The organism is Bradyrhizobium sp. LB14.3, from assembly GCF_040547985.1.
GTDB lineage: Bacteria > Pseudomonadota > Alphaproteobacteria > Rhizobiales > Xanthobacteraceae > Bradyrhizobium.
Genome location: NZ_JBEPQT010000005.1, coordinates 64243 through 85221, shown reverse-complemented (window position 1 = coordinate 85221; position 20979 = coordinate 64243). Strand labels below are relative to the sequence as shown.

The 20979-nt window shown below is 65.4% G+C and carries 16 protein-coding genes; all 16 read right to left on the bottom strand.

The window, feature by feature from the left end; genetic code table 11:
• Positions 1-10: 10 nt before the first annotated feature.
• Positions 11-901, bottom strand: a complete 891-nt coding sequence (locus ABIB00_RS12990; RefSeq protein WP_247347720.1) for an outer membrane protein assembly factor BamD — start codon at positions 899-901, stop codon at positions 11-13.
• Positions 902-1161: 260 nt separating this feature from the next.
• Entirely contained in the window at positions 1162-2127 is a 966-nt protein-coding gene (gene lpxC, locus ABIB00_RS12985; protein WP_247347722.1) for a UDP-3-O-acyl-N-acetylglucosamine deacetylase, read from the bottom strand.
• Positions 2128-2487: 360 nt separating this feature from the next.
• Positions 2488-4293 (bottom strand): cell division protein FtsZ, encoded by a 1806-nt coding sequence (gene ftsZ / locus ABIB00_RS12980; RefSeq protein WP_354104607.1) that lies wholly within the window; start codon positions 4291-4293, stop codon positions 2488-2490.
• Between the two features lie 87 nt (positions 4294-4380).
• Complete coding sequence (ftsA, locus tag ABIB00_RS12975; RefSeq protein WP_247347727.1) at positions 4381-5703, bottom strand: cell division protein FtsA; 1323 nt, start codon at positions 5701-5703, stop codon at positions 4381-4383.
• A complete protein-coding gene (locus ABIB00_RS12970) occupies positions 5700-6728 on the bottom strand; it encodes a cell division protein FtsQ/DivIB (RefSeq protein ID WP_354104606.1) in 1029 nt (342 codons plus the stop codon). The genes ftsA and ABIB00_RS12970 overlap by 4 nt, the downstream gene beginning before the upstream one ends.
• A gap of 350 nt (positions 6729-7078) precedes the next feature.
• A complete protein-coding gene (locus ABIB00_RS12965; RefSeq protein ID WP_354104605.1) occupies positions 7079-8065 on the bottom strand; it encodes a D-alanine--D-alanine ligase family protein in 987 nt (328 codons plus the stop codon).
• Positions 8066-8087: 22 nt separating this feature from the next.
• Positions 8088-9008, bottom strand: a complete 921-nt coding sequence (gene murB, locus ABIB00_RS12960; RefSeq protein ID WP_354104604.1) for a UDP-N-acetylmuramate dehydrogenase — start codon at positions 9006-9008, stop codon at positions 8088-8090.
• Positions 9009-9012: 4 nt separating this feature from the next.
• A complete protein-coding gene (gene murC / locus ABIB00_RS12955; protein ID WP_354104603.1) occupies positions 9013-10416 on the bottom strand; it encodes a UDP-N-acetylmuramate--L-alanine ligase in 1404 nt (467 codons plus the stop codon).
• A 123-nt stretch (positions 10417-10539) separates the two neighbouring features.
• Entirely contained in the window at positions 10540-11640 is a 1101-nt protein-coding gene (gene murG, locus ABIB00_RS12950) for an undecaprenyldiphospho-muramoylpentapeptide beta-N-acetylglucosaminyltransferase (RefSeq protein ID WP_354049297.1), read from the bottom strand.
• A 165-nt stretch (positions 11641-11805) separates the two neighbouring features.
• Entirely contained in the window at positions 11806-12957 is a 1152-nt protein-coding gene (gene ftsW / locus ABIB00_RS12945) for a putative lipid II flippase FtsW (RefSeq protein WP_354104602.1), read from the bottom strand.
• Positions 12958-13202: 245 nt separating this feature from the next.
• Positions 13203-14603 carry a UDP-N-acetylmuramoyl-L-alanine--D-glutamate ligase gene (murD, locus tag ABIB00_RS12940; RefSeq protein WP_354104601.1) on the bottom strand — a complete coding sequence of 467 codons (1401 nt, stop codon included), beginning with the start codon at positions 14601-14603 and terminating at the stop codon, positions 13203-13205.
• A gap of 7 nt (positions 14604-14610) precedes the next feature.
• The gene (mraY, locus tag ABIB00_RS12935; RefSeq protein WP_247347744.1) at positions 14611-15714 is read right to left on the bottom strand and encodes a phospho-N-acetylmuramoyl-pentapeptide-transferase; all 1104 of its coding nucleotides are present in this window, start codon (positions 15712-15714) and stop codon (positions 14611-14613) included.
• 187 nt (positions 15715-15901) lie between these two features.
• Complete coding sequence (locus ABIB00_RS12930) at positions 15902-17281, bottom strand: UDP-N-acetylmuramoyl-tripeptide--D-alanyl-D-alanine ligase (protein WP_354104600.1); 1380 nt, start codon at positions 17279-17281, stop codon at positions 15902-15904.
• Positions 17278-18750: a UDP-N-acetylmuramoyl-L-alanyl-D-glutamate--2,6-diaminopimelate ligase gene (locus ABIB00_RS12925; RefSeq protein WP_354104767.1), complete on the bottom strand. Its 1473-nt coding sequence runs from the start codon at positions 18748-18750 to the stop codon at positions 17278-17280. The genes ABIB00_RS12930 and ABIB00_RS12925 overlap by 4 nt, the downstream gene beginning before the upstream one ends.
• An 84-nt stretch (positions 18751-18834) precedes the next feature.
• Positions 18835-20589 carry a peptidoglycan D,D-transpeptidase FtsI family protein gene (locus ABIB00_RS12920; protein ID WP_354104599.1) on the bottom strand — a complete coding sequence of 585 codons (1755 nt, stop codon included), beginning with the start codon at positions 20587-20589 and terminating at the stop codon, positions 18835-18837.
• On the bottom strand, positions 20586-20978 hold the full coding sequence (ftsL, locus tag ABIB00_RS12915; RefSeq protein ID WP_247347749.1) for a cell division protein FtsL: 393 nt from the start codon (positions 20976-20978) through the stop codon (positions 20586-20588). The genes ABIB00_RS12920 and ftsL overlap by 4 nt, the downstream gene beginning before the upstream one ends.
• Position 20979 lies beyond the last annotated feature (1 nt).

Genomic DNA, 20979 nt, shown 5'->3' with positions numbered 1-20979 from the left:
ATTCTATTTCCTAGCCGAGGCCCATTTTCTTGAAGGTCTTGCTAATCCAGGACCCCTGATTCTCGCTCGGTTCGAGACCACCGGATTTTACAAGATTATAGGCGTCCTTGTACCAGCGGCTGTCAGGAAAATTGTGCCCGAGCACGGCGGCGGCCGTCTGGGCCTCGCCGACGATGCCGATCGCCATATAGGCCTCGGTCAGGCGGTACAGCGCCTCCTCCACATGGCGGGTGGTCTGGTACTGCGTCACCACGGCCTTGTAGCGGTTGATCGCCGCCGTGTAATCGCGCTTCTGCGCGTAGTAGCGGCCGACATTCATTTCCTTGCCGGCGAGCTGGTCGCGCGCACCCTCGATCTTGGCCTTGGCCGAGGTCGCATATTCGGATGTCGGATATTTGCGCACCACCTCTTCCAGCGAGGCGATCGCCTTCTCGGTGCGGGTCTGGTCGCGGCTGATGTCCGGGATCTGGTCGTAATGCGAGGCGGCGATCAGGTATTGCGCATAGGCCGCATCCGGGCTGCCGGGATGCAGCGTGACGTAGCGGGTGGCCGCGCCGATGCAGCTGTCATAGTCGCCGGCCTGATAGGACGAATAGGCGGACATCAGCAGCGATTTGCGGGCCCAGTCGGAATAAGGATGCTGGCGGTCGACCTCTTCGAACTTCTTGTTCGCCGCCTTCATGTCCTTCTTCTCGTTCATGAGGTACAGGCCCTCATTGTAGATCTTGTCGGCGGGCTCCTCGACGAAGGTGTCGTCCTTGGCGGTGAACTTGTCCCAAAGCGCGCCGGTGCCGCAGCCGCCCAGCGGCAGCGCGAGTACGAAGAAGGTGGCAGCCTTGAGCGATCCACGGACTCGAGACGAGACCTGGAGATATCCGCGCGTCATACGCTGTGCCGACATGAGTATTGCCCTGACGCCCTATGGTGCGGTGTCCGCCAGCCCATGAACCGCGTCATGGGCGCGAAAAGTAGCCGTGGTGCCTGCCATGCGACTACGCCGGTGTAACCGAAAAACGATCTTGAACCAACCGGATAGGCAGGCATTTCGCCCGGATTAAGGCGAACGCGCCGCGATCCTAGCCGATCATCGTTACCAGGAGTTTCCTGGGGTCGGCGGGTACAAGTGGCCGCGACGAGAGGTCCGTCAGGACACGTCTCTCTTCAGGAAACGTCCGGCCCGTAGGCCGCGGCGATCCGGCCGCCGACGATGCCACGACCGACTTCGCCCACGGGACGCGCGGTGGTGCGGCGGGCCGCCTCGCCCTCGACCACCCGCCAGGCGGTCCGGTCGGCGAGCAGCGCGGTCAGGACGGCGTGGTTGAGCTTGTGGCCGCCACGGACCGAGCGATAGGCGCCAAGCAGCGGCAGACCGGCCAGCGCAAGGTCGCCGATCACGTCCAACACCTTGTGGCGGGCGCATTCGTCGGCGTAGCGGAGGCCCTCGGTGTTGAGCAGCCGCTCCTCGTCGAACACGACGGTGTTGTCGAAGGAGGCGCCGAGCGCATAGCCGGCGCTCCAGAGCCGCGCGACGTCGCACATCAGACCGAACGTCCGAGCCCGGCCGACTTCGCGGCGAAAACGCTCCGGGTTGAGGTCGAAGGCGTAGCTCTGCTGGCCGATGACAGGATTGGTGAAGTCGATCTCGACCTCGGCGCGGAACCCGTTGGCGTAGGGCCTGATCTCGCCGAAGGAATCGCCGACCTTGACCGAGATCGGCTTCAAAACCTGAATGAAGCGGCGCTGTGCCGATTGGGTCACGATGCCGGCCTGATCGATCGCTGCAATGAAGGCCGCGGCGCTGCCGTCCATGATCGGCACTTCCGGCCCGTCGATCTCGATAATGGCGTTGTCGACGCCCATGCCCCGCAGCGCAGCAAGTACATGCTCGGCGGTGGAAACCAGCGGGCCGCTGCGATCGCCGAGGACGGTGGCGAAATCGGTCGCGATCACCTGCTCGGCGGTCGCCTGAACTTCGCGGTCACTTCCCTCGAGCCCTGTGCGGACAAAAATAAAACCCGCGTCGACAGAAGCGGGCCCAAGCGTGAGAGTGACGGGAAGACCGGAATGAACGCCGACGCCTGCCACGGAGGCTTGCGCACGAAGCGTTGTTTGCCGGCTAAATTTCATCAGGAACCGCCCCACTACGACCATCGCGACTTATACTGAACCCGACTGACCGGCCAAGGCCGCCCGCTCCGAATCCGTATCCCCAAGTCACGACAAACCATAGTCACTGCCTCAAACAGCGCCAACTCACGCTTTTTTACCGATTGTTACCCCAAACCTGCCGTATTCGCGCCAAGGCTTAACCAAATTAGAGCGAAGTTCGGGACCGTTATCGGCAGTTTTACTGAACCATCGAATACGTAATTAATGATTTAAAATCAGCTGCTTGGCGACGCAATCCGGATATGTACCGGACAAAAGCAAAGGTCCCGGCAAGCTTCCCGCCGGGACCTTTTTTCGTCTGCCTTATTGTAACAATCCTCAGGTCGCCTGCCGCCGCAGGAAGGCCGGGATATCAAGATGGTCGTCTCCCTGTGGCGCCGGGGCAACAGGCGCGGGACGGCCATGCATGTCCAGGCCCTGCGGCGCGGGACGGCGGGCATACTCGGACACCGGCTCGCTGGACGCGATTTGCTGCGCCACGGTCTTCTGGGTCCGGCGATCGGGCAGCGGCGGCATCGTGGGACCGGCGCTACGAGCCGCGATCGGTGCCTCGCTCTCCTCGTCGCGACGGCCTAGGCCGACATTGGCGAGGCGCTGGAGCAGCGACAGGCGGGTCTTCTGCGGGGTCTCTTCTTCAAGCTCGCCGCGGGCCTGGCGAAGCTCGGCCTGGGCCGGCATCGGCAGTTCTTCGATTCGCGGCATCCGCGGTGTGCGGACCGGCGCACGCTCCGCCTGCGGCGGGATGAAGGTTTCCGGCGTCATCTGCTCATGCATGGCCATCGGCGCCTGCTCAGGCTCCGGGAACAGCGTGGGCTTCTGCGCGATCGGGCGCACGGTGACGTCGCCATAGGTCTGCATCGGGGCGGGAGCCTGCGGCACGTCCGCAACGGCGGCAGCGATGGCGGCGAGCGCAGCGCGCTCGACGTTCGCACGCGGAGCCATGGGAGCGGCGGCAAACTGGCCCGGTGCGGCGGCCGGGATCTGCGTTTCCAGCTTCTGGGCGCGCTCGGCCATGCGCTGATTGTCGGCGCGCAGCCGCGCGGTCAGATCGGCGAGGCGGCTCTCGGCAACCGCGGCCGGAGCAGCGGGAGCCTGCTGTGCCTGCGGCGCCGCGTTCGCGACGGGAGCGCTGGTGGCCTGGCTGTTGCGGGCGATCGCGGCCTGTTCGATGCCGGTGGCGACGACCGAGACGCGGATCAGGCCGTCGAGCGCTTCGTCGAAGGTCGCGCCGACGATGATGTTGGCGTCCTGGTCGACTTCCTCGCGGATGCGGGTCGCAGCTTCGTCGACCTCGAACAGGGTGAGATCCTTGCCGCCAGTGATGGAGATGAGGAGGCCCTTGGCGCCCTTCATCGAGCTATCGTCGATCAGCGGGTTGGCGATCGCGGCTTCAGCGGCGGTCAGCGCGCGCTTGTCGCCGGAGGCTTCGCCCGTGCCCATCATCGCCTTGCCCATTTCCTTCATTACCGCTCTCACGTCGGCGAAGTCGAGGTTGATCAGGCCTTCCTTGACCATCAGATCGGTGATGCAGGCAACGCCGGAATAGAGCACCTGGTCGGCCATCGCGAAGGCGTCGGCGAAGGTGGTCTTCTCGTTGGCGACCCGGAACAGGTTCTGGTTCGGGATGATCAGGAGCGTATCGACGACCTTGTGCAGCTCGTTAATGCCCGCTTCCGCGGTGCGCATGCGGCGGCCGCCCTCGAAGTGGAAGGGCTTGGTCACGACGCCGACGGTAAGGATGCCCATCTCGCGGGCGATCTTGGCGATCACGGGAGCCGCACCGGTGCCGGTGCCGCCGCCCATGCCGGCGGTGACGAACACCATGTTGGCGCCCGAGAGATGGTCGCGGAGTTCGTCCATCACCTCTTCGGCCGCGGCCGCGCCGACGACCGGCTGCGAGCCTGCGCCCAATCCTTGCGTCGCCGCCGTGCCCATCTGCACGATGCGCTGCGCCTTCGACATCGTCAGCGCCTGCGCGTCGGTGTTGGCGACGACGAAGTCGACGCCCTGAAGGCCCGCCGTGATCATGTTGTTGACGGCGTTACCACCGGCGCCGCCGACGCCGAACACGGTGATGCGGGGCTTCAGTTCGTGAATATCAGGAGCATTGATGCTGATGGTCATGTTTGCCTCTCGATCACGCGCGCGTGGGTTCGCCCCGGCCGACGGCCGCGGGAGTTGGTGAAATTCGAAGATTGCGGAACCGGTTCATCAGAAGCCCTCGCGTAGCCATCGTCCGACCTTTCCAAAATAGCCGCCCGTCCCTGTCTTGACCTGCTGCCGCGTATGCCGCGGTTCGACATGTTCCTGGTGAACATATTGCGGGTAGACGAGAAGTCCGGCAGGCACCGCGAACGCGGCGTTCTTCGCCTCGTTGGGCAGCCGGCCGAAACCGAGCGGACGTCCGACCCGCACGGGCCGGCCGAGAATCTGCGTTCCCAGTTCGACGAGACCCGTGAGCTGCGAGGCCCCGCCGGAGAGCACGACGCGGCCGTTGGGCTCCGAGGCGAAGGGCGAATCCTTCAGCTTGTCCCGAACCATTTCGAAGACTTCCTCGGCACGGTGCTTGACGATATTGGCGATGGTAGCGCGGGAGACGATCTGCGGCAGATCCTGTTCGTCACCGGCTGTCGGTACAGACATCAGCTCACGCGAGTCCGATCCGCCGGTGATGACGGTCCCGTATAACGTCTTGATTCGCTCGGCATCGGCAATGGTCGCGGAGAGTCCGCGCGCCAGATCCATCGTGATATGTTGCCCGCCGACCGCAAAACCCGCGGCATGCACGAACCGGCCGCCGGAATAGACCGCGATCGTTGTCGTGCCCGCGCCCATCTCGACGACGGCCGCGCCCAGATCGGCCTCGTCGTCGGTCAGCACCGACAGGCCGGCCACATAGGGGCTCGCCGCCATGGCTTCGACGTTGATGTGGCAGCGTTCGACCGCCAGCATCAGGTTGCGCGCCACGGTGGCGTCGCAGGTGACGACGTTCATGTCGACGCCGAACTGATGCGCGACCATGCCGCGGGGATCGCGGATGCCTTTGACGCCGTCGAGCGTGTAGCCGACCGGCAGCGCGTGCAGCACCGTGCGGCCTTCGCCGGTGGCGTGGCGCATGCCGGTGGAGGTGACGCGGCTGACATCGGCCGGCGTCACGGCGCCACCGCGGATGTCGGCCGCAGCTTCGACCAGTTGGCCGGAGAGCCGGCCGCCGGAGACCGACAGCAACACGGACTCGACCCGCACCTTGGCCATTTTCTCCGCAAGCCCGACGGCCTGGCGCACCGCCTGCTCGCATTCGCCTAGATCGACCACCGCGCCGGCCTTCATGCCGCGCGACTGGATCTGGCTGTAACCGATCAGTTCCACCGCATGGGTCCGATCGCGCAGGGCTTCGCTCGGCGCCGACGGCCTCAGCCGCGCGATCATGCAGGCGATCTTGCTGGTACCGATGTCGAGGCAGGCGACGAGGCCGCTGCGCTTGTGCGACATCGGGCGTGTCTTCGGCGTTTGGGTGCGATCAAGACCGGTCATGCGGCGTCCCCGGTCTTTTTCTTCTTCTTGTCCTTGAGCAAATCTTCGCGCGCTTTGGCGGCGTCCTCGGACAGCTGCACCACAAGCCGATCGGGCAGGCGCAGGTCGACGGCGACGATGTCGCGGGAGAACAGCCTGTCCTCCTTGTCGAGCCTGGACAGCATCGCAAGCGCGTTGCCGACGTCCTGCTCGGGCAGTCGGATATCGAGGCCATCCTTGAGCCTCAGGTTCCAGCGCCGCTCGCCGACGAAGATCGCGGCCTTGTTGATCGAATTGACTTGCGGATAGCGCGCCAGCAGCGCGAGGAAATCGCGGGCCTGCGTATCGGCGCCCTTGCCGACCACGAGCGGCAGCGACAGGAACCGGCGCGAGACATAGGGCTCGAGCACGGCGCCGTCATCGGCGATGACGGAAAGCCGGCCGGCCTCCTGCCACAGCGCGAACGCCTTGCGCTCGGTGAGCTCGATCATGAGCTGGCCCGGATAGAGCTTCAGCACGGTCGCATCCGCGATCCAGGGATTGCCCTTGAGCTTGTCGCGCACGGCGTCGGCGTCGAGGAACAGCAGCGATGAGCGGCCGCTGACGCCGCCGATCGCCAGAATCTCATCCTGGCTGAGCTGCTTGCGGCCGTTGATCACGACGGAGGTGATGCGGAAGCCCGCGGAATTGGCCAGCGCGTTGCGGGTATCGTTGACCGCGGTGATGAAATCCTGGAAATGGCCGCCCTTGACGATACCGAAGCCGCAGCTTCCGATCAGGAGCAGCACCGTCATGCTGATCCCGACCCGGCGCGGCATAAAGCACTCGACCAGCGCGACCACGCGCGGCGGCGGCTCGCGCTCGACGACGGCTTTGGCCTTGGTCTTGTCCCTGGCGGCCGCGCGGGCGCCGTGAAGTCTTTCCTCGCGCTTGTCCTGCACCCACTCGCGCAGAAGCACGACCGCTCCGATAGCGGCCGCCTTCAGGTCAGCTTGGGGCCTCAGCGATCTGAAAAGCGACCGAGTGAGGCTTCCTGCTCCATCCATTGCACGAGCTCGTCAACAGTTTGTCCGCGACATCGCGCGGGTCCTGGCGAATATGACGTCTCGGACTTGCCGGGCCGGGTGCTGGTCTTCAGCAGAAGAAAACCTCTCCCCTTCAGAGCGTTCGCTGGAGGTGACAACACCCGCAACGGTCCACGCGCCGGCAGCCAAAGCGTCATATGCGCCGCCAGCGTTAACCTTCGGACGTCCTGGTAAACAAAAGGTAAAGTTCGTTAACGGCGAGAGCTTTTTGCCCAGGCCGGTGAGGCATTTATGCCGCAATGTCCGGCATTTTACCGGTTTTGGGTTCCAAAACCGGCCGTTTCGCCACTTCGGCCGTTAACCAATCCTAATTATTTTCGCACACCGGGCACGGCGAGCTCGACCAGGCCGCGCAGGAAGTCGACGAATTCGATGCCCTCCGCCTTCAGCGCCTTGGGATAGAGCGATGACTTGGTAAGGCCCGGCAGCGTATTGGTTTCGAGATAGACCAGGCCCTTGTCCGAGACGATGAAGTCCGAACGGGAATAGCCGGTACAGGACATCGCCCGGTGCGCCAGCATCGATTGCTGCTTCAGTGCGGCGGTGATCTCCGCCGTGAAGCGGCCGGGGCAGATCTCCTGGGTCGACTTCAAGAGATATTTCGCGGCGTAGTCGAAGCTACCCTCGCCCGGAATGATCTCGATCGGCGGCAGCGCGATGATCGACCCGTCCGGCCGCTCCAGCACGCCGCAGGTCGCCTCGACGCCGGCGATGTAGGGTTCGATCACGTATTCTTCGTGCTTCGCCGCGTTGCGGACGGCGACGAGATCCTGCTTGGCGTTGACGAAGATCAGGCCGTAGCTCGAGCCATCCTTCGCGGGCTTTGCGATCAGCCGGCCGTATTCGGCGAACGCCTCGTCGATCTCGTCCAGCGCAACGTTGGCCGGCGGCGTCACGCCGCCGAGCGCGGCAAAATGCTTGGCCGCGATCTTGTCGAAGGCAAGATGCGAGGAGGCCGAGCCCGAGCCGGTGAAAGGCACGCCGCGCGCTTCGCACATCAACTGCAATTCGCCGTTCTCGGCACGCCCGCCATGCAGGCCGAGCACCAGCACGCGACCTTCGGCCTTGGCCTGGTCGAGCGCCTGCGCCAGCGGAATGCCTGATGTACCCGGCTTGAACTCGTCCTCGAACGGGCGGGCATGTTCGAGCAGCTGCTTGGACTGCACGACATGCACCTTGTCCTCGACGTCCCACCACCAGAGATCGGCCTCGGGCAGCGCCTGATGCAGCGCCTGGGCTGACGCGACCGAAACCAGACGTTCGCGGTTGGAGCCGCCGAAGAGGATGGTGATGCGCATGTTCTCTCGTCGCTTGTCCAAATTAGCCGGGAATTCCGATCCGCTTGATTTCCCAGTGTAGCTCAATTCCGGAATTTGCCTTCACCCGTTCACGCACGGTCTCGCCCAGCGTCTCGATGTCGTGCGCGGTGGCGTCACCCGTGTTGATCAGGAAATTGCAGTGCATCTCGGAGACCTTAGCCCCGCCGACGCGCAAACCGCGGCAGCCGGAAGCATCGACCAGCTTCCAGGCGGAATGGCCTTGCGGATTCTTGAAGGTCGAACCGCCGGTCTTTTCGCGGATCGGTTGCGCGGTCTCGCGGTGCGTCTGCACCTCCGCCATGCGCGCGCGGATCGCCTCGGCATCCCTGATCTCGCCGCGGAAACCCGCGGAGGTGAAGATGATGGAGGGATCGACGTCGCTGTTGCGGTAGACGAACTTCATGTCGGCATTGGAGAAGACGTGCTTCGTGCCGTCGCGCCCGACGCCTCGCGCCTCGATCAACACGTCCTTGGTCTCACCGCCATTGGCGCCCGCATTCATGCGCAGCGCCCCGCCGATCGTGCCGGGAATGCCGAAGTAGAATTCGAGCCCGCCGATATTGGCGGAAGCGGCGACTTCCGCCACGCGCTTGTCGAGCGTGGCGGCTCCAGCTGTGACGACATCGCTACTCGCGCTCGCCTCGCCAAAGGCACGCGGCGCCAGCCGGATCACCACGCCCGCTATGCCGCCGTCGCGCACGATCAGGTTGGAGCCGACGCCGACGACGTTGACGGGAATGTCGCTTGCGAGATGTGCGAGGAAATAAGCGAGGTCGTCCTCGTCCGCCGGCGTGAACAGCACCTGCGCGGGACCGCCGACACGAAACCAGGTGAGCTCGGCGAGCGACTGGTTCGCGAGCAGCCGGCCGCGAAGTTTCGGCATCGCGGCTTTGAGAGCGGGGGTGATGTCCGGAAAGCTCACTGCCCTACCCCAGCGCCTTCAATTCGCCGGGGAGCGCATACGCCCATTGCGTGATGTTGCCGGCGCCCAGGCACACCACGAGATCGCCCGGCTTTGCGATTGCCTTGATGATGCCTGCAAGCTCCGGCGCCGCCGGCAGCGGAATCACCTCGCGGTGGCCGTGCGCGCGAAGGCCTGAGACGAAATGGTCGCGGTCGATGCCTTCGATCGGCGTCTCGCCTGCGGCATAGACGTCGGCGACGATCACCGCATCCGCATCATTGAAGCAGGTGCAGAATTCCTCGAACAGCGACTCCAGGCGGGTGTAGCGATGCGGCTGCACCACGGCGACGATCTTGCCGTTGGTGGACTCCCGCGCGGCCTTCAGCACGGCGGCGATCTCGACCGGATGATGGCCGTAATCGTCGATCACGGTGACGCCGTTCCACTCGCCGGTCTTGGTGAAGCGGCGCTTGACGCCGCCGAAGCCGGCGATCGCCTTGCGGATCGCCTCGTCCGACACGCCGAGCTCGCGCGCGACCGCAATCGCGGCCGTCGCGTTGGAGGCGTTGTGGCGTCCCGGCATCGGCAGCATGAGATCGGCGATTTCGTGCACGCGGCCGGTCTTGCGATCGCGGAACGCGACCTTGAACTTCGACCCGCCGCCCATCGGTGTCAGATCGAGGAAACGCGCGTCGGCCTGCGGATTCTCGCCATAGGTGATGATGCGGCGGTCCTCGATCTTGCCGACCAGGGTTTGCACCACGGGATGGTCGATGCACATCACGGCAAAGCCGTAGAACGGCAGGTTCTCGACGAAGTTTCGGAACGCGTCCTGCACGGCCTCGAACGTCTTGAAGTGATCGAGATGCTCGGGATCGACATTGGTGACGATCGCGACCTCGGTCGGCAGCTTCAGGAATGTGCCGTCGCTCTCGTCGGCTTCGACCACCATCCAGTCGCCCGCACCGAGACGCGCGTTGGAGCCATAGGCGTTGATGATACCGCCGTTGATCACGGTGGGATCGAGGCCACCGGCGTCGAGCAGCGTCGCGACCATCGTGGTCGTCGTGGTCTTGCCGTGGGTGCCGGCGATGGCGACACAGCTCTTCAGCCGCATCAGCTCGGCCAGCATCTCGGCGCGGCGCACCACGGGGATGCGGCGTTCGCGCGCCGCCATCAGTTCCGGATTGTCGCGCTTGATCGCGGTGGAGACCACGACGACCTCGGCGCCGTCGACGTTCTCCGCCTTGTGGCCGACCGAGACCTTCGCGCCGTTCTTGCGCAGACGGTCGAGATTGTAATTGTCGGACGCGTCCGAGCCCTGCACGGAATAGCCGAGATTGAGCAGCACTTCGGCGATGCCGCTCATGCCGATCCCGCCGATCCCGACGAAGTGGATGGGTCCGATCTCGCGCGGCAGTCTCATGCGTTGTTCCCTGACCTTGCCGCCCTGCAAGAGCGGCTCTGGCGATGGTCACGGCCAAATCAGCCGCGGGCCTTTCCTACTGGATGCCCCGCTTTAGAAGGCGAAGACAAGGGCTTTTTCGCGTCAGATTCCCGCAACTTTGACCACAAGATCCGCCAGCCGCTCGGCCGCGTCGAGCCGGCCGGCGCTGCGGGCGGCCTCGGCCATGGCGGCAAGACGCGCGGGCTCGGCGGCAAAGGCGGAGATCTCGGCGGCGAGGCGATCGGAGGAAAACTCGGTCTGCAGGATGCGGATCGCGCCATCGACCTTGGCCAGCACGCCGGCATTGGCGAACTGGTCCTGGTCGATCGCGCCGGGCAGCGGCACGAGGATCGAGGGCCGCCCGATCGCGGCGAGTTCGGCCACGGTGCCGGCACCGGAGCGCGACACCACCAGATGGTTGGAGGCGAGCCTTGCCGGCAGATCTGTGAAGAACGGCGCAAGCTCGGCATTGATCTTGAGCTTGTCGTAGACCGCGCGCACGCGCGCCATGTCCTCGTCGCGCACCTGCTGGGTGAGAACGAGCCGGCTCCACAACGCAGGCTCGAGGCGCTCGATCGCGCCGGGCACGATGTCGGCCATGATGCGTGCACCCTGGCTGCCGCCGACGACGAGCAGGCGCAGCGGGCCGTTCACTTCAGGCGCAGCATATGGCACGTCGGCTGCAGCGAGTATTGCCGGTCGCATCGGCGTTCCGACTGTCGTGGTCTTGCCGGATAGCGCCCGATCGCGGTCGAGCACGCCGGGCAACGACGTCGCGATGGCGCGGACGCGGCTCGACAGGAACCGGTTGGCGCGGCCGAGCACCGCATTGGCGTCATGGATGATGCCGGGCACGCCGGCGAATTTTGCCGCGACCAACGGTGGCAGCGTCGGATAGCCGCCGAAGCCGACGACGGCGACCGGCTTCAATCGCTTGATCAGGCTGTAAGCGGACAGCGTGCCGGCGGCGAGCGTCAGGCCGGCATAGGCGAGCTGCAGCGGATTGCGGCCGCGCGCGGTCTCGCTCGACACGACGTCGATCATGTCCTTGGTGAACAGCCCGCTGTAGCGCAGCGCGCGCTCGTCGGTGACGAGGCGGACACGGAAGCCGCGCCGGATCAATTCGACGCCGAGCGCCTCGGCCGGAAACAGATGGCCGCCGGTGCCGCCCGCGGCGAGAAGAATCAGGGGGGATTTGTCCATGGCGGGGAGTTTTACAGTGTCTCCCTCGCTATTGCGAGCGAGCCGGCCAGACTGCCTGATCCTCATCCTGAGGAGCGCATCTTCGCGCGTCTCGAAGGATGCAGGCCCGGCCGGTGGCCTCGCCCTTCGAGACGCCGCGCGTAGCGCGGCTCCTCAGGGTGAGGGTCACGCGTAGCTGCGCATCGCCTCGGCGTGGCCGCTTGCCTCGACCTCCGTGCGCGAGCGCAGCCGCGTCAGCGCCAGCATCATGCCGACGCCATAGGCCAGCGACACGATCGAGGAGCCGCCATAGGAGATGAACGGCAGCGTCATGCCCTTGGCGGGGATGAGCTGGAGGTTGACCGACATGTTAATCGCCGCCTGCACGCCGAACAGGATCGCAAGCCCCGAGGCCGCAAAGCGCGAGAACATGTCCTCGTTGGCATAGGCGCGCGACAACGTGCGGATGACGACGAAGGCGAACAGCGCCAGCATGGCGAGGCACAGGATGATGCCGAACTCTTCGGCGGCGACCGCGAACACGAAGTCTGTGTGGCTGTCCGGCAGGCTGCGCTTGGCGATGCCCTCGCCCGGTCCGAGCCCGAACCAGCCGCCGTTGTAGAAGGCTTCCATCGCGGTATCGACCTGGAAGGTGTCGCCGGAGGCCGGATTCATGAAGCGCTTGATGCGGCCGGCGACGTGGGGGACGAACAGGTAGGCACTGAACAGTCCGGCCGCTCCGAGCCCGGCAAGGCCGAACACCCAGATCATCCGCATGCCCGCGATGAAGAACAGCGAGCCCCACACCATCAGGATCAGCATGGTCTGGCCGAAGTCCGGCTCCATCACCAGGAGCGACACCAGCATCAAGAGCAGCACCAGCGCCATCGAGGTCGCCGGCATTTCCGGACGCTTGGTCGATTGCGCAAACAGCCAGGCCGCGATGACGACAAAGGATGGCTTGGCCACTTCAGAGGCCTGGATATTGACGCCGAGCAGCGTGATCCAGCGCCGCGAGCCCTTGACCTCAGGGCCGATCGCGAGCGTCAGCACGATCAGGATGATGCTGACGGTGAAGATGATCAGCGCGCTGCGGCGGATCGCGCGCGGCGACAGGAAGGAGACCCCGAGCAGCACGATGCAGGACGGCACCAGGAACAGCACGTGACGGCTGAAGAAGTGGAAGGGATCGAGCCCGATGCGGGTCGCAACCGGCGGGCTCGCCGCCAGCGACAGGATCACGCCGGTCAGCATCAGCGCCAGGATGGCGCCCATCAGCGGCTTGTCGACGGTCCACCACCACTCGGAAAAGGGGGTGCGTTCTTCACGGGAGAGCATGGCGGCCGCTTTCGGACAGAGGTCGGTCCATTGGTCGCCGAGGTTGGTTACCGGGGGGTTAATGAGATCGATGAACTTGTGGAGAGTCTCGTGCCCCGGACGCAGCGCAGCGCTCTAAGCGCGTTTACGCGCGTCTTCGGCACGCTATGGCGGTGCGCTGCAGAGCCGGGGTCCATTGCGGCTTCTCGGTCCCGGCTCTGCGGAGCGTCACTTCTTGCCGCACCGCGTCCGGGACACGGGAGCTCCTACACCACCGGCTTCACACCCGGCAGCGTCTGCACCAATTCGCGGAACCTGGTGCCGCGGATTTCGAAGTTGCGGTACTGATCGAAGGACGCGCAGGCGGGTGACAGCAGGACGACCGCGTCAGTGATGCCCGACGCCTCCGCATCGCGCGCGGCGTGCTCGACGGCGACGTCGAGGGTCTGGCTGATCTCGTGCGCCACTTGCGTGCCGAGCGTGCCGGAAAACTCCGGTGCGGCTTCGCCGATCAGATAGGCCTTGCGGATGCGCGGGAAGTAGCCGGTGAGCCCAGTGATGCCGCCCGCCTTCGGCTTGCCGCCGGCGATCCAGAAGATATCGCCGAAGGACGACAGCGCATGCGCGGTGGCGGCCGCATTGGTGCCCTTGGAGTCGTTGACGAACAGCACATTGCCTCGGCGGCCGACCTGCTCCATGCGATGTGCCAGGCCGGGAAAGCTGCGCAGGCCGTTCTGAAGCACATCGAGGCTGATGCCCATCGCGAGCGCGGCTGCGGCAGCACACGCCGCATTCTGCGCATTGTGCAGGCCGCGCAACGAGCCGATGCCGCCGAGCCTGGCAACTTCGCTGCGGGCACCTCCCGAATTGCGCACGATGGTGCCGTGCTCCACATGGATGCCGCTCGCCAGCGGGTTCTTGACGGAAATGCGCTCCACCTTCTTGCCTGCGCGATCGAGCCGGTCGGCGATGTCGCGGCAAAACCCGTCGTCGACACCGACGATCGCGGTGCCGCCGCCCTGCACACCGGCAACGAGGCGTTCCTTCACCGCGGCGTAATGCGCGATGGTGCCGTGACGGTCGATATGGTCCTCGCTGACATTGAGCAAAATGCCGACGGAGGGATCGAGCGAGGGCGTGAGGTCGATCTGGTAGGACGACATCTCGATGACGTGGACGCGGCCCATGCGCGGCGGCTCCAGCGACAGGATCGCAGTGCCGATATTGCCGCCCATCTGGGTGTCGTAGCCGGCAACTTTCGTCAGGTGCGCGATCAGCGCCGTGGTGGTCGACTTGCCGTTGGTGCCGGTGATGGCGACGAACGGCGCGTCCGGCGCGTTCCGCCGCCGCTCGCGGCAGAACAGCTCGATGTCGCCGATCACCTCGACGCCCACCTCGCGCGCCTTCAGCACGCTCCAATGCGGGACCGGATGTGTCAGCGGCACGCCGGGCGCGAGCACCAGCGCCGCGAAATTCGCCCAGGAGACGTTTCGCAAATCAGCCGTGATGAAGCCCGCCTGCGCGGCCTTGGCGACGTTCTCGGCACTGTCGTCGGCGGCGATCACCTCGGCGCCGCCCGCTTTCAACGCGTGACAGGACGCGAGCCCCGAGCCGCCGAGGCCGAACACTGCGACCGTCTTGCCGGCAAAGGACGTGACGGGGATCATCGACCGGTCACCGCAGCTTCAACGTCGACAAGCCCGCCAGCGCCAGCATCACCGAGATGATCCAGAAGCGGATCACGATCTGCGGCTCGGTCCAGCCGAGTTGCTCGAAATGGTGATGGATCGGCGCCATCCGGAAGATGCGTTTTCCGGTCATCTTGAACGACACCACCTGCACGATGACGGAGACCGCCTCCAGCACGAACAGGCCGCCGATCACCGCGAGCACAATCTCGTGCTTCACCGCCACCGCGATCGCACCCAGCATGCCGCCGAGCGCAAGCGAGCCGGTGTCGCCCATGAAGATCGAGGCCGGCGGCGCGTTGAACCAGAGGAAGCCGAGGCCGGCGCCCAGCAGCGCGCCGCAGAGCACCGCGAGTTCGCCGGTACCGGCGACATATTTGATCTGGAGATAATCGGCGAACACCGCGTTGCCGGCGAGATAGGCGATCATCGCAAAGCTCGCGGTCGCGATCATCACAGGCACGATGGCAAGGCCGTCGAGACCGTCGGTGAGGTTCACCGCGTTACCGGCGCCGACGATGACAAAGGCACCGAACACGATGAAGAACCAGCCGAAATGCAGCACCGTGTCCTTCAGGAAAGGAATCGTCAGCGCGGTCGACGCGGGATCGCGGTTCAGCCGCACCAGCGCATAGCAGGCGACCAGCGCGATGGCCGCCTCGATCAGCAGGCGAAGCTTGCTGCCGAAGCCCGTCGTGGTCTGCTTGGTCACCTTGAGATAATCGTCATAGAAGCCGACGAAGCCGAAGCCGAGCGTCACTGCCAGCACGATCCAGACGTAGGGATTGAGCGGATTGGCCCACAACACGGTGCCGACCGTGAGGCCGGACAGGATCATCAGCCCGCCCATGGTGGGCGTGCCTTTCTTGGCGAGATGGGATTGCGGGCCATCGGCCCGGATCGGCTGGCCCTTGCCCTGGCGGAGGCGCAGATGGTCGATGATCCAGGGCCCGAACAGGAACACGAACAGCGCGCCGGTGACGACCGCGCCGCCGGTGCGGAAGGTGATGTAGCGGAAGACATTCAGGAAGGTGCGAACGGCACCGAAGCCCGGAAATGTGTTGGAGAGCTCGATCAGCCAGTAAAACATTCAGACGGTCCTATGGCGCTTTTCGCACGCGTTCTTGGCCGTGGTTATGGCCGTGTTCTTGGTATTGGCCTCGACGTGCCTCACGCGCATTCGCTGCTCATCATCATGGGGTCGGGCGACCTCTAAAGAAAACGGACGGTTTCGTGCCGCAATGGGTGGGATTCGGGAGCCGCGCCTTCCAAGCAGTTTACGCCTTTGCCTGCAAGGCGGCCACTAGGCCCGGCACAAACTTGTTGACCCAGAACATCTTCTTGCTCCCCTTGACAACCACGACATCGCCTGCCCTCAGCAGATTTGCGACCTCGCGCGGCTTCAGCGTGACGGGATCGTCGTGCCAGCCGAGACCCTTGCCGGCGGGGAGCACCTCGAAGAGGTGACGCATCAGGGGCCCGACGCAATAGACGCCGTCGATGCCGTCGAGATGCTTGGCGAGGTCGGCGTGATAGCCTGGCGCGCCGTCGCCCAGTTCCAGCATATCGCCGAGCACCGCAATGCGGCGGCCGCTTGTCATGTTGCGCGCCTGAAGGCTTTGCAGCGCAGCAGCAACGCTGGCCGGGTTGCCGTTGAAACTGTCGTCGATCACGGTGACGCCGACGACCGCCTGCTCGACGCCGCGGCCGGTCATGATGCCGACGCGGTCGAGCTTGGTCGCAAGCGTCGCCGCATCGAGGTTCGCCGCACGAATCGAAGCGAGCGCGGCGAGCGCATTTTGCACGCGGTGCGGCGCGCCCGGCGTCAGACTGAAGGCGATCTCCTTCTTGCCGAGCGCGGCCACGACCTGCCAGCTGTCGCCATGCGGCGCGTGCGCGACCTCGTGCACTTCGGCTTTCTCGCCGAAGCGTGCGACCTTGCCCTTCCAGTCCGGCGCCTTGATCCCGGCGGGCAGCACCAGCACGCCGTCCGAGGACAGACCGAGGGCGATCGACACCTTCTCGCGGCGGATGGCTTCGAGCGAGCCGAGCTTCTCGAGATGCACCGGCTGGACGTTGACGACGAGCGCAACCGTCGGCCGCGTCAGTTCGCTGAGCCGCGCGATCTCGCCGGTCTGGTTCATGCCCATCTCGACGACCCAGAGACTGGCATCGGGCCGCGCATTGCACAGCGTCAGCGGCACGCCCCAGAAATTGTTGAAGCTCGCCGGGCTGGCATAGGCGCCGGGATAGGCGGCCAGAAACTCCTTGGTGCTGGTCTTGCCGGCGCTGCCGGTGAGCCCGATCACCGGCCCTTTGAAGCGTGCGCGTGCGGCACGCGCAAGACCCCAGAGACCGTCGATCAGCGTGTCCTTGACGACGATCTGGGGAATGCGGGTGCCGGCGATCTGGTACGGCACGATCATCGCGACCGCGCCGGAAGCTTCCGCCTTGTCCGCGAACTCCCAACCATCACGCGCGCTGGCGAAGGCCGAGATGAAGCCGCCACTCGGCGTGCCGCTCAGCGCGACGAACAGGCTGCCCGGTTTCACCAGCCGGCTGTCCTGGGTGACGACATCGATCGGCGTGTCCGGGAATGATCCGGCAGCGCCCAGCGCACGTGCCACTTCAGCCACCGTCCATATTGGCGCGCTCATGCAATCCTCGACGCTAGTGCGGCGGCGACCGCCTCGTGATCGCTGAAGGGCAAAATCTCTCCGCCGACGATCTGCCCGGTCTCATGTCCCTTGCCGGCGATGAGCAGCGCATCGCCCTCTTCCAATTCCTCGATCGCAATGCGGATCGCCGCGGCGCGGTCGCCGATTTCGCGCGCGCCCTTGGCGGCCGCGAGGATCTCGGCGCGGATGGCCTCCGGCTTCTCGCTGCGCGGATTGTCGTCGGTGACGATGATTCCGTCGGCGTTGTCAGCCGCGATCTCGCCCATGATCGGACGCTTGCCGGCATCGCGGTCGCCGCCGGCGCCGAACACGACGATCAGCCTGCGCCTGGCGTAGGGACGCAACGCCTGCAGCGCCTTCGCCAGCGCATCGGGCTTGTGCGCGTAATCGACAAAGATCGGCGCGCCATTGCGTTCGCCGACGCGCTCCAACCGACCCTTGGCGCCTTCGAGATGCTCCAGGCTTGCAAACACATTTGCGGCGTCGCTGCCGGTGCCGATGGCAAGGCCGGCCGACACCAGCGCGTTCTCGATCTGGAATTCGCCGACCAGCGGCAGCCGGATCGCATAGCGGTTGCCGCGATGCTCGAGCGCGAGCACTTGCGAAAACCCTTCGACTTCGGCACCAGCGAGACGAATGCCCTCGCCTGCCCCGTCGCCGTTACGACCGACCGCCATCACGCGCAAGCCGCGCGACTTCGCAGCACCGATCGCCTCTGCCGAGCAATCATGATCGGCCGAAATCACCGCCGCGCCTCCAGGCTGAACCAGCTCACGGAACAGGCGCAGCTTGGCCGCGAGGTAATGCGCGACGGTCGGGTGATAATCCATGTGGTCGCGCGAGAGATTGGTGAAGCCGCCGGCGGAAATGCGCACGCCGTCGAGGCGATACTGATCGAGCCCGTGCGAGGACGCCTCGAAAGCGAGATGCGTGACGCCCTCGCGCGCGATCTCGTCGAGCTGCCGGTGCAGCGCGATCGGATCGGGCGTCGTCAGCGAGCCGTAGACGGTGCGCTTCGGCGAGACCAGGCCGATGGTTCCGATGCTGGCGGAGGCATGCCCGAGCCGTTCCCAGATCTGGCGCGTGAACGCCGCGACCGAGGTCTTGCCGCTGGTGCCGGTCACCGCGGCGATGGTCGCGGGCTGCATCGGAAAAAAACTTGCTGCGGCCAACGCCAGCGCACGGCGCGGATTGGCGACAGTGATGAACGGCACCTTGTCAGCCGCCGGCGCATGGTCGCCGACCACCGCCACCGCGCCTGCGGCAATCGCGGCATCGATGAAGCGCGCACCGTCGGTCTTGCTGCCCGCAAGTGCGAAGAAGAGATCGCCCGGCTTGACCACGCGGCTGTCGAGGGCAACGCCGTTCACATCGAGCGCCGCGACAGCGGGCTCGAGTGCGGCATCATTGCCCAGAACATCCTGACCTAGGAGGTCGCGCAGCTTCATGGTCTTCCAGTCGACATGCCGCACCGGAGCGCCGAATCTTCAGGGAAATCCCGACTCAGCGGCGGCAACGGCCCACCCGGTTGATTACTGGGTTGTCCTGGATGCTGCAAGAATAAGGCGCTCGGACGGCGGCAGGTCGAACCGCGGCTCGATGCCCAGAAGCGGCGCGATCCGCTCGATCACCTTGCCGCCGGTCGGCACCGCGTTCCAACCGGAGGTGATGAAACCCTTCGTTTCAGGAATCGCCTGAGGCTCGTCCAGCATGATCAGGATCTGATATTTCGGGTCGTCGCAGGGCATGATCGCGGTGAAGGAATTGAGCACGCGCTTCTTGGCATAGCGGCCGTTGATGACCTTTTCGGACGTGCCGGTCTTGCCGCCGACGTAGTAACCCTTGACGTCGGCGGTCTTGGCGGTGCCGATTTCGGCATTGAGCCGCATCAGGAACCGCATCTTGTCGCTGGTGTCCTGCTTGATCACGCGTTTCGCCATCGCCGCCGCTTCGGACTCCGTGCGCTTCATGAAGGTCGGCGGAATCAAATAGCCGCCGTTCACCAGCGCGTTGATGCCCATCACCGCCTGCAGTGGCGCCACCGACATGCCCTGGCCGAACGCGATGGTGACCGTGTTCAGCTCGCCCCAGCGTCGCGGTATCAGCGGAGCCGCGCTCTCCGGCAGCTCGGTGCGCAGCCGGGTCAACTGGCCCATCTTGGCGAGGAACGCCTTGTGCGCCTCGACGCCCTGGCCGAGCGCGATCCGCGCGGCACCGATGTTGGACGAGAACGTGAACACTTCCTTGGTGTTGATGAAACGTCCGAGCGAATGGCTGTCATGGATGGTGAACTTGCCGTAGTGCAGGTTTCCCCGTGCATCCCACATCGAGTTCAAATTGATCTTGCCGGAATCGAGCGCCATCGCCAGCGTGAACGCCTTGAAGGTCGAGCCCATCTCGTAGACGCCGGTGGTCAGGCGATTGATGCGGTCGGGGTCGTGCGCTTCCTTCGGATTGTTGGGATCGAAGTCCGGAAGGGAAACCATCGCCACGATCTCGCCGGTCTTGACGTTGGAGACGATGCCGGAGGCGGCCTTGGTGTGGTACTTCTCCTTGGCCTTCAGGAGCTCGTCGCGCAGTGCGTGCTCGACGCGCAGATCGACCGAGAGCTCGATCGGCTTTTGCAGCCGGTCGGTGGCAAAGCCCGCGCGGTGGAGATCGGCGAGCCCTTGATTGTCGAGCCACTTCTCCATGCCGGCGATGCCCTGGTTGTCGATGTTGACGAGACCGATGAGGTGGGCGACCTCGTTGCCGGTCGGATAGACGCGCTTGTTCTCGCGCAGGAAGCCGATGCCGGGAATGCCGAGCTTGTGGATGTCCTGCTGCTGCTTCGCCGTGATCTCACGCTTGAGCCAGACGAAGCCCTTGCGCGACGACAGGCGCTCGCGAACCTCGACCTCGTCGAGGTCGGGCACGGTGGCGGTCAGGAGCTCGATCGCCTCATCCTTGTCGATGATGCGGCGCGGCTCGCCGAACAGGCTCGACGCTTTGACGTCGGTCGCGAGGATCGCGCCGTTGCGATCGATGATGTCGGGCCGCGCGGTCGCGACCACCTCCTGCGCCGCGGCGCGGCGCGCGCCGTGAGCGTCGGCGCCGATCGCGAACATCACGAGCCGGCCGCCGATCAGGGCGTAGACCGCGACGAAGGCGAGCATCGCCAGGCCGACGCGCGCGCGTGCCTTTGCGGCGCGATCGACGTTGCGCCCATAAAGCAGGCTGCGGATCAGCCGCTGCCGCCAGGGCTCAGTCGGCTTTGCTGCAGGTTTGACCGGGGTCACAGCACTCATTGCTTGTCCTCGGGCTGAGGCACGGAACCCGTCACCGTGTCGGGATCGCTCGCGGCTTCGATGGTGTTGAGCATGGCGCCGATCGGATCCGGCTCGCCCGGCCTGAACATCCGCGGCGGACGCTCGGGCAGGTTCTTCAGTGAATCGTACTGCGTGCCGTTGACCGGCTTGAGCTGCAGATGCCGGTCCGACAGGCCTTGCAGGCGCAGGGGCGCGTCGAGCTTGGCCCATTCGGAGCGCAGCGCCGCGATGGCGTCGCGCTGCTCGCGAATTTCAGCATGCAGCCGCAGCACCTTTTCGGTGCGCGCCGTGGAGTCCATCTTGATCCGGTAAACATAGGCCGCCGCAAAGACCAGCGCGCCGATGACGAGAAGGTGGATGAAGCGCATG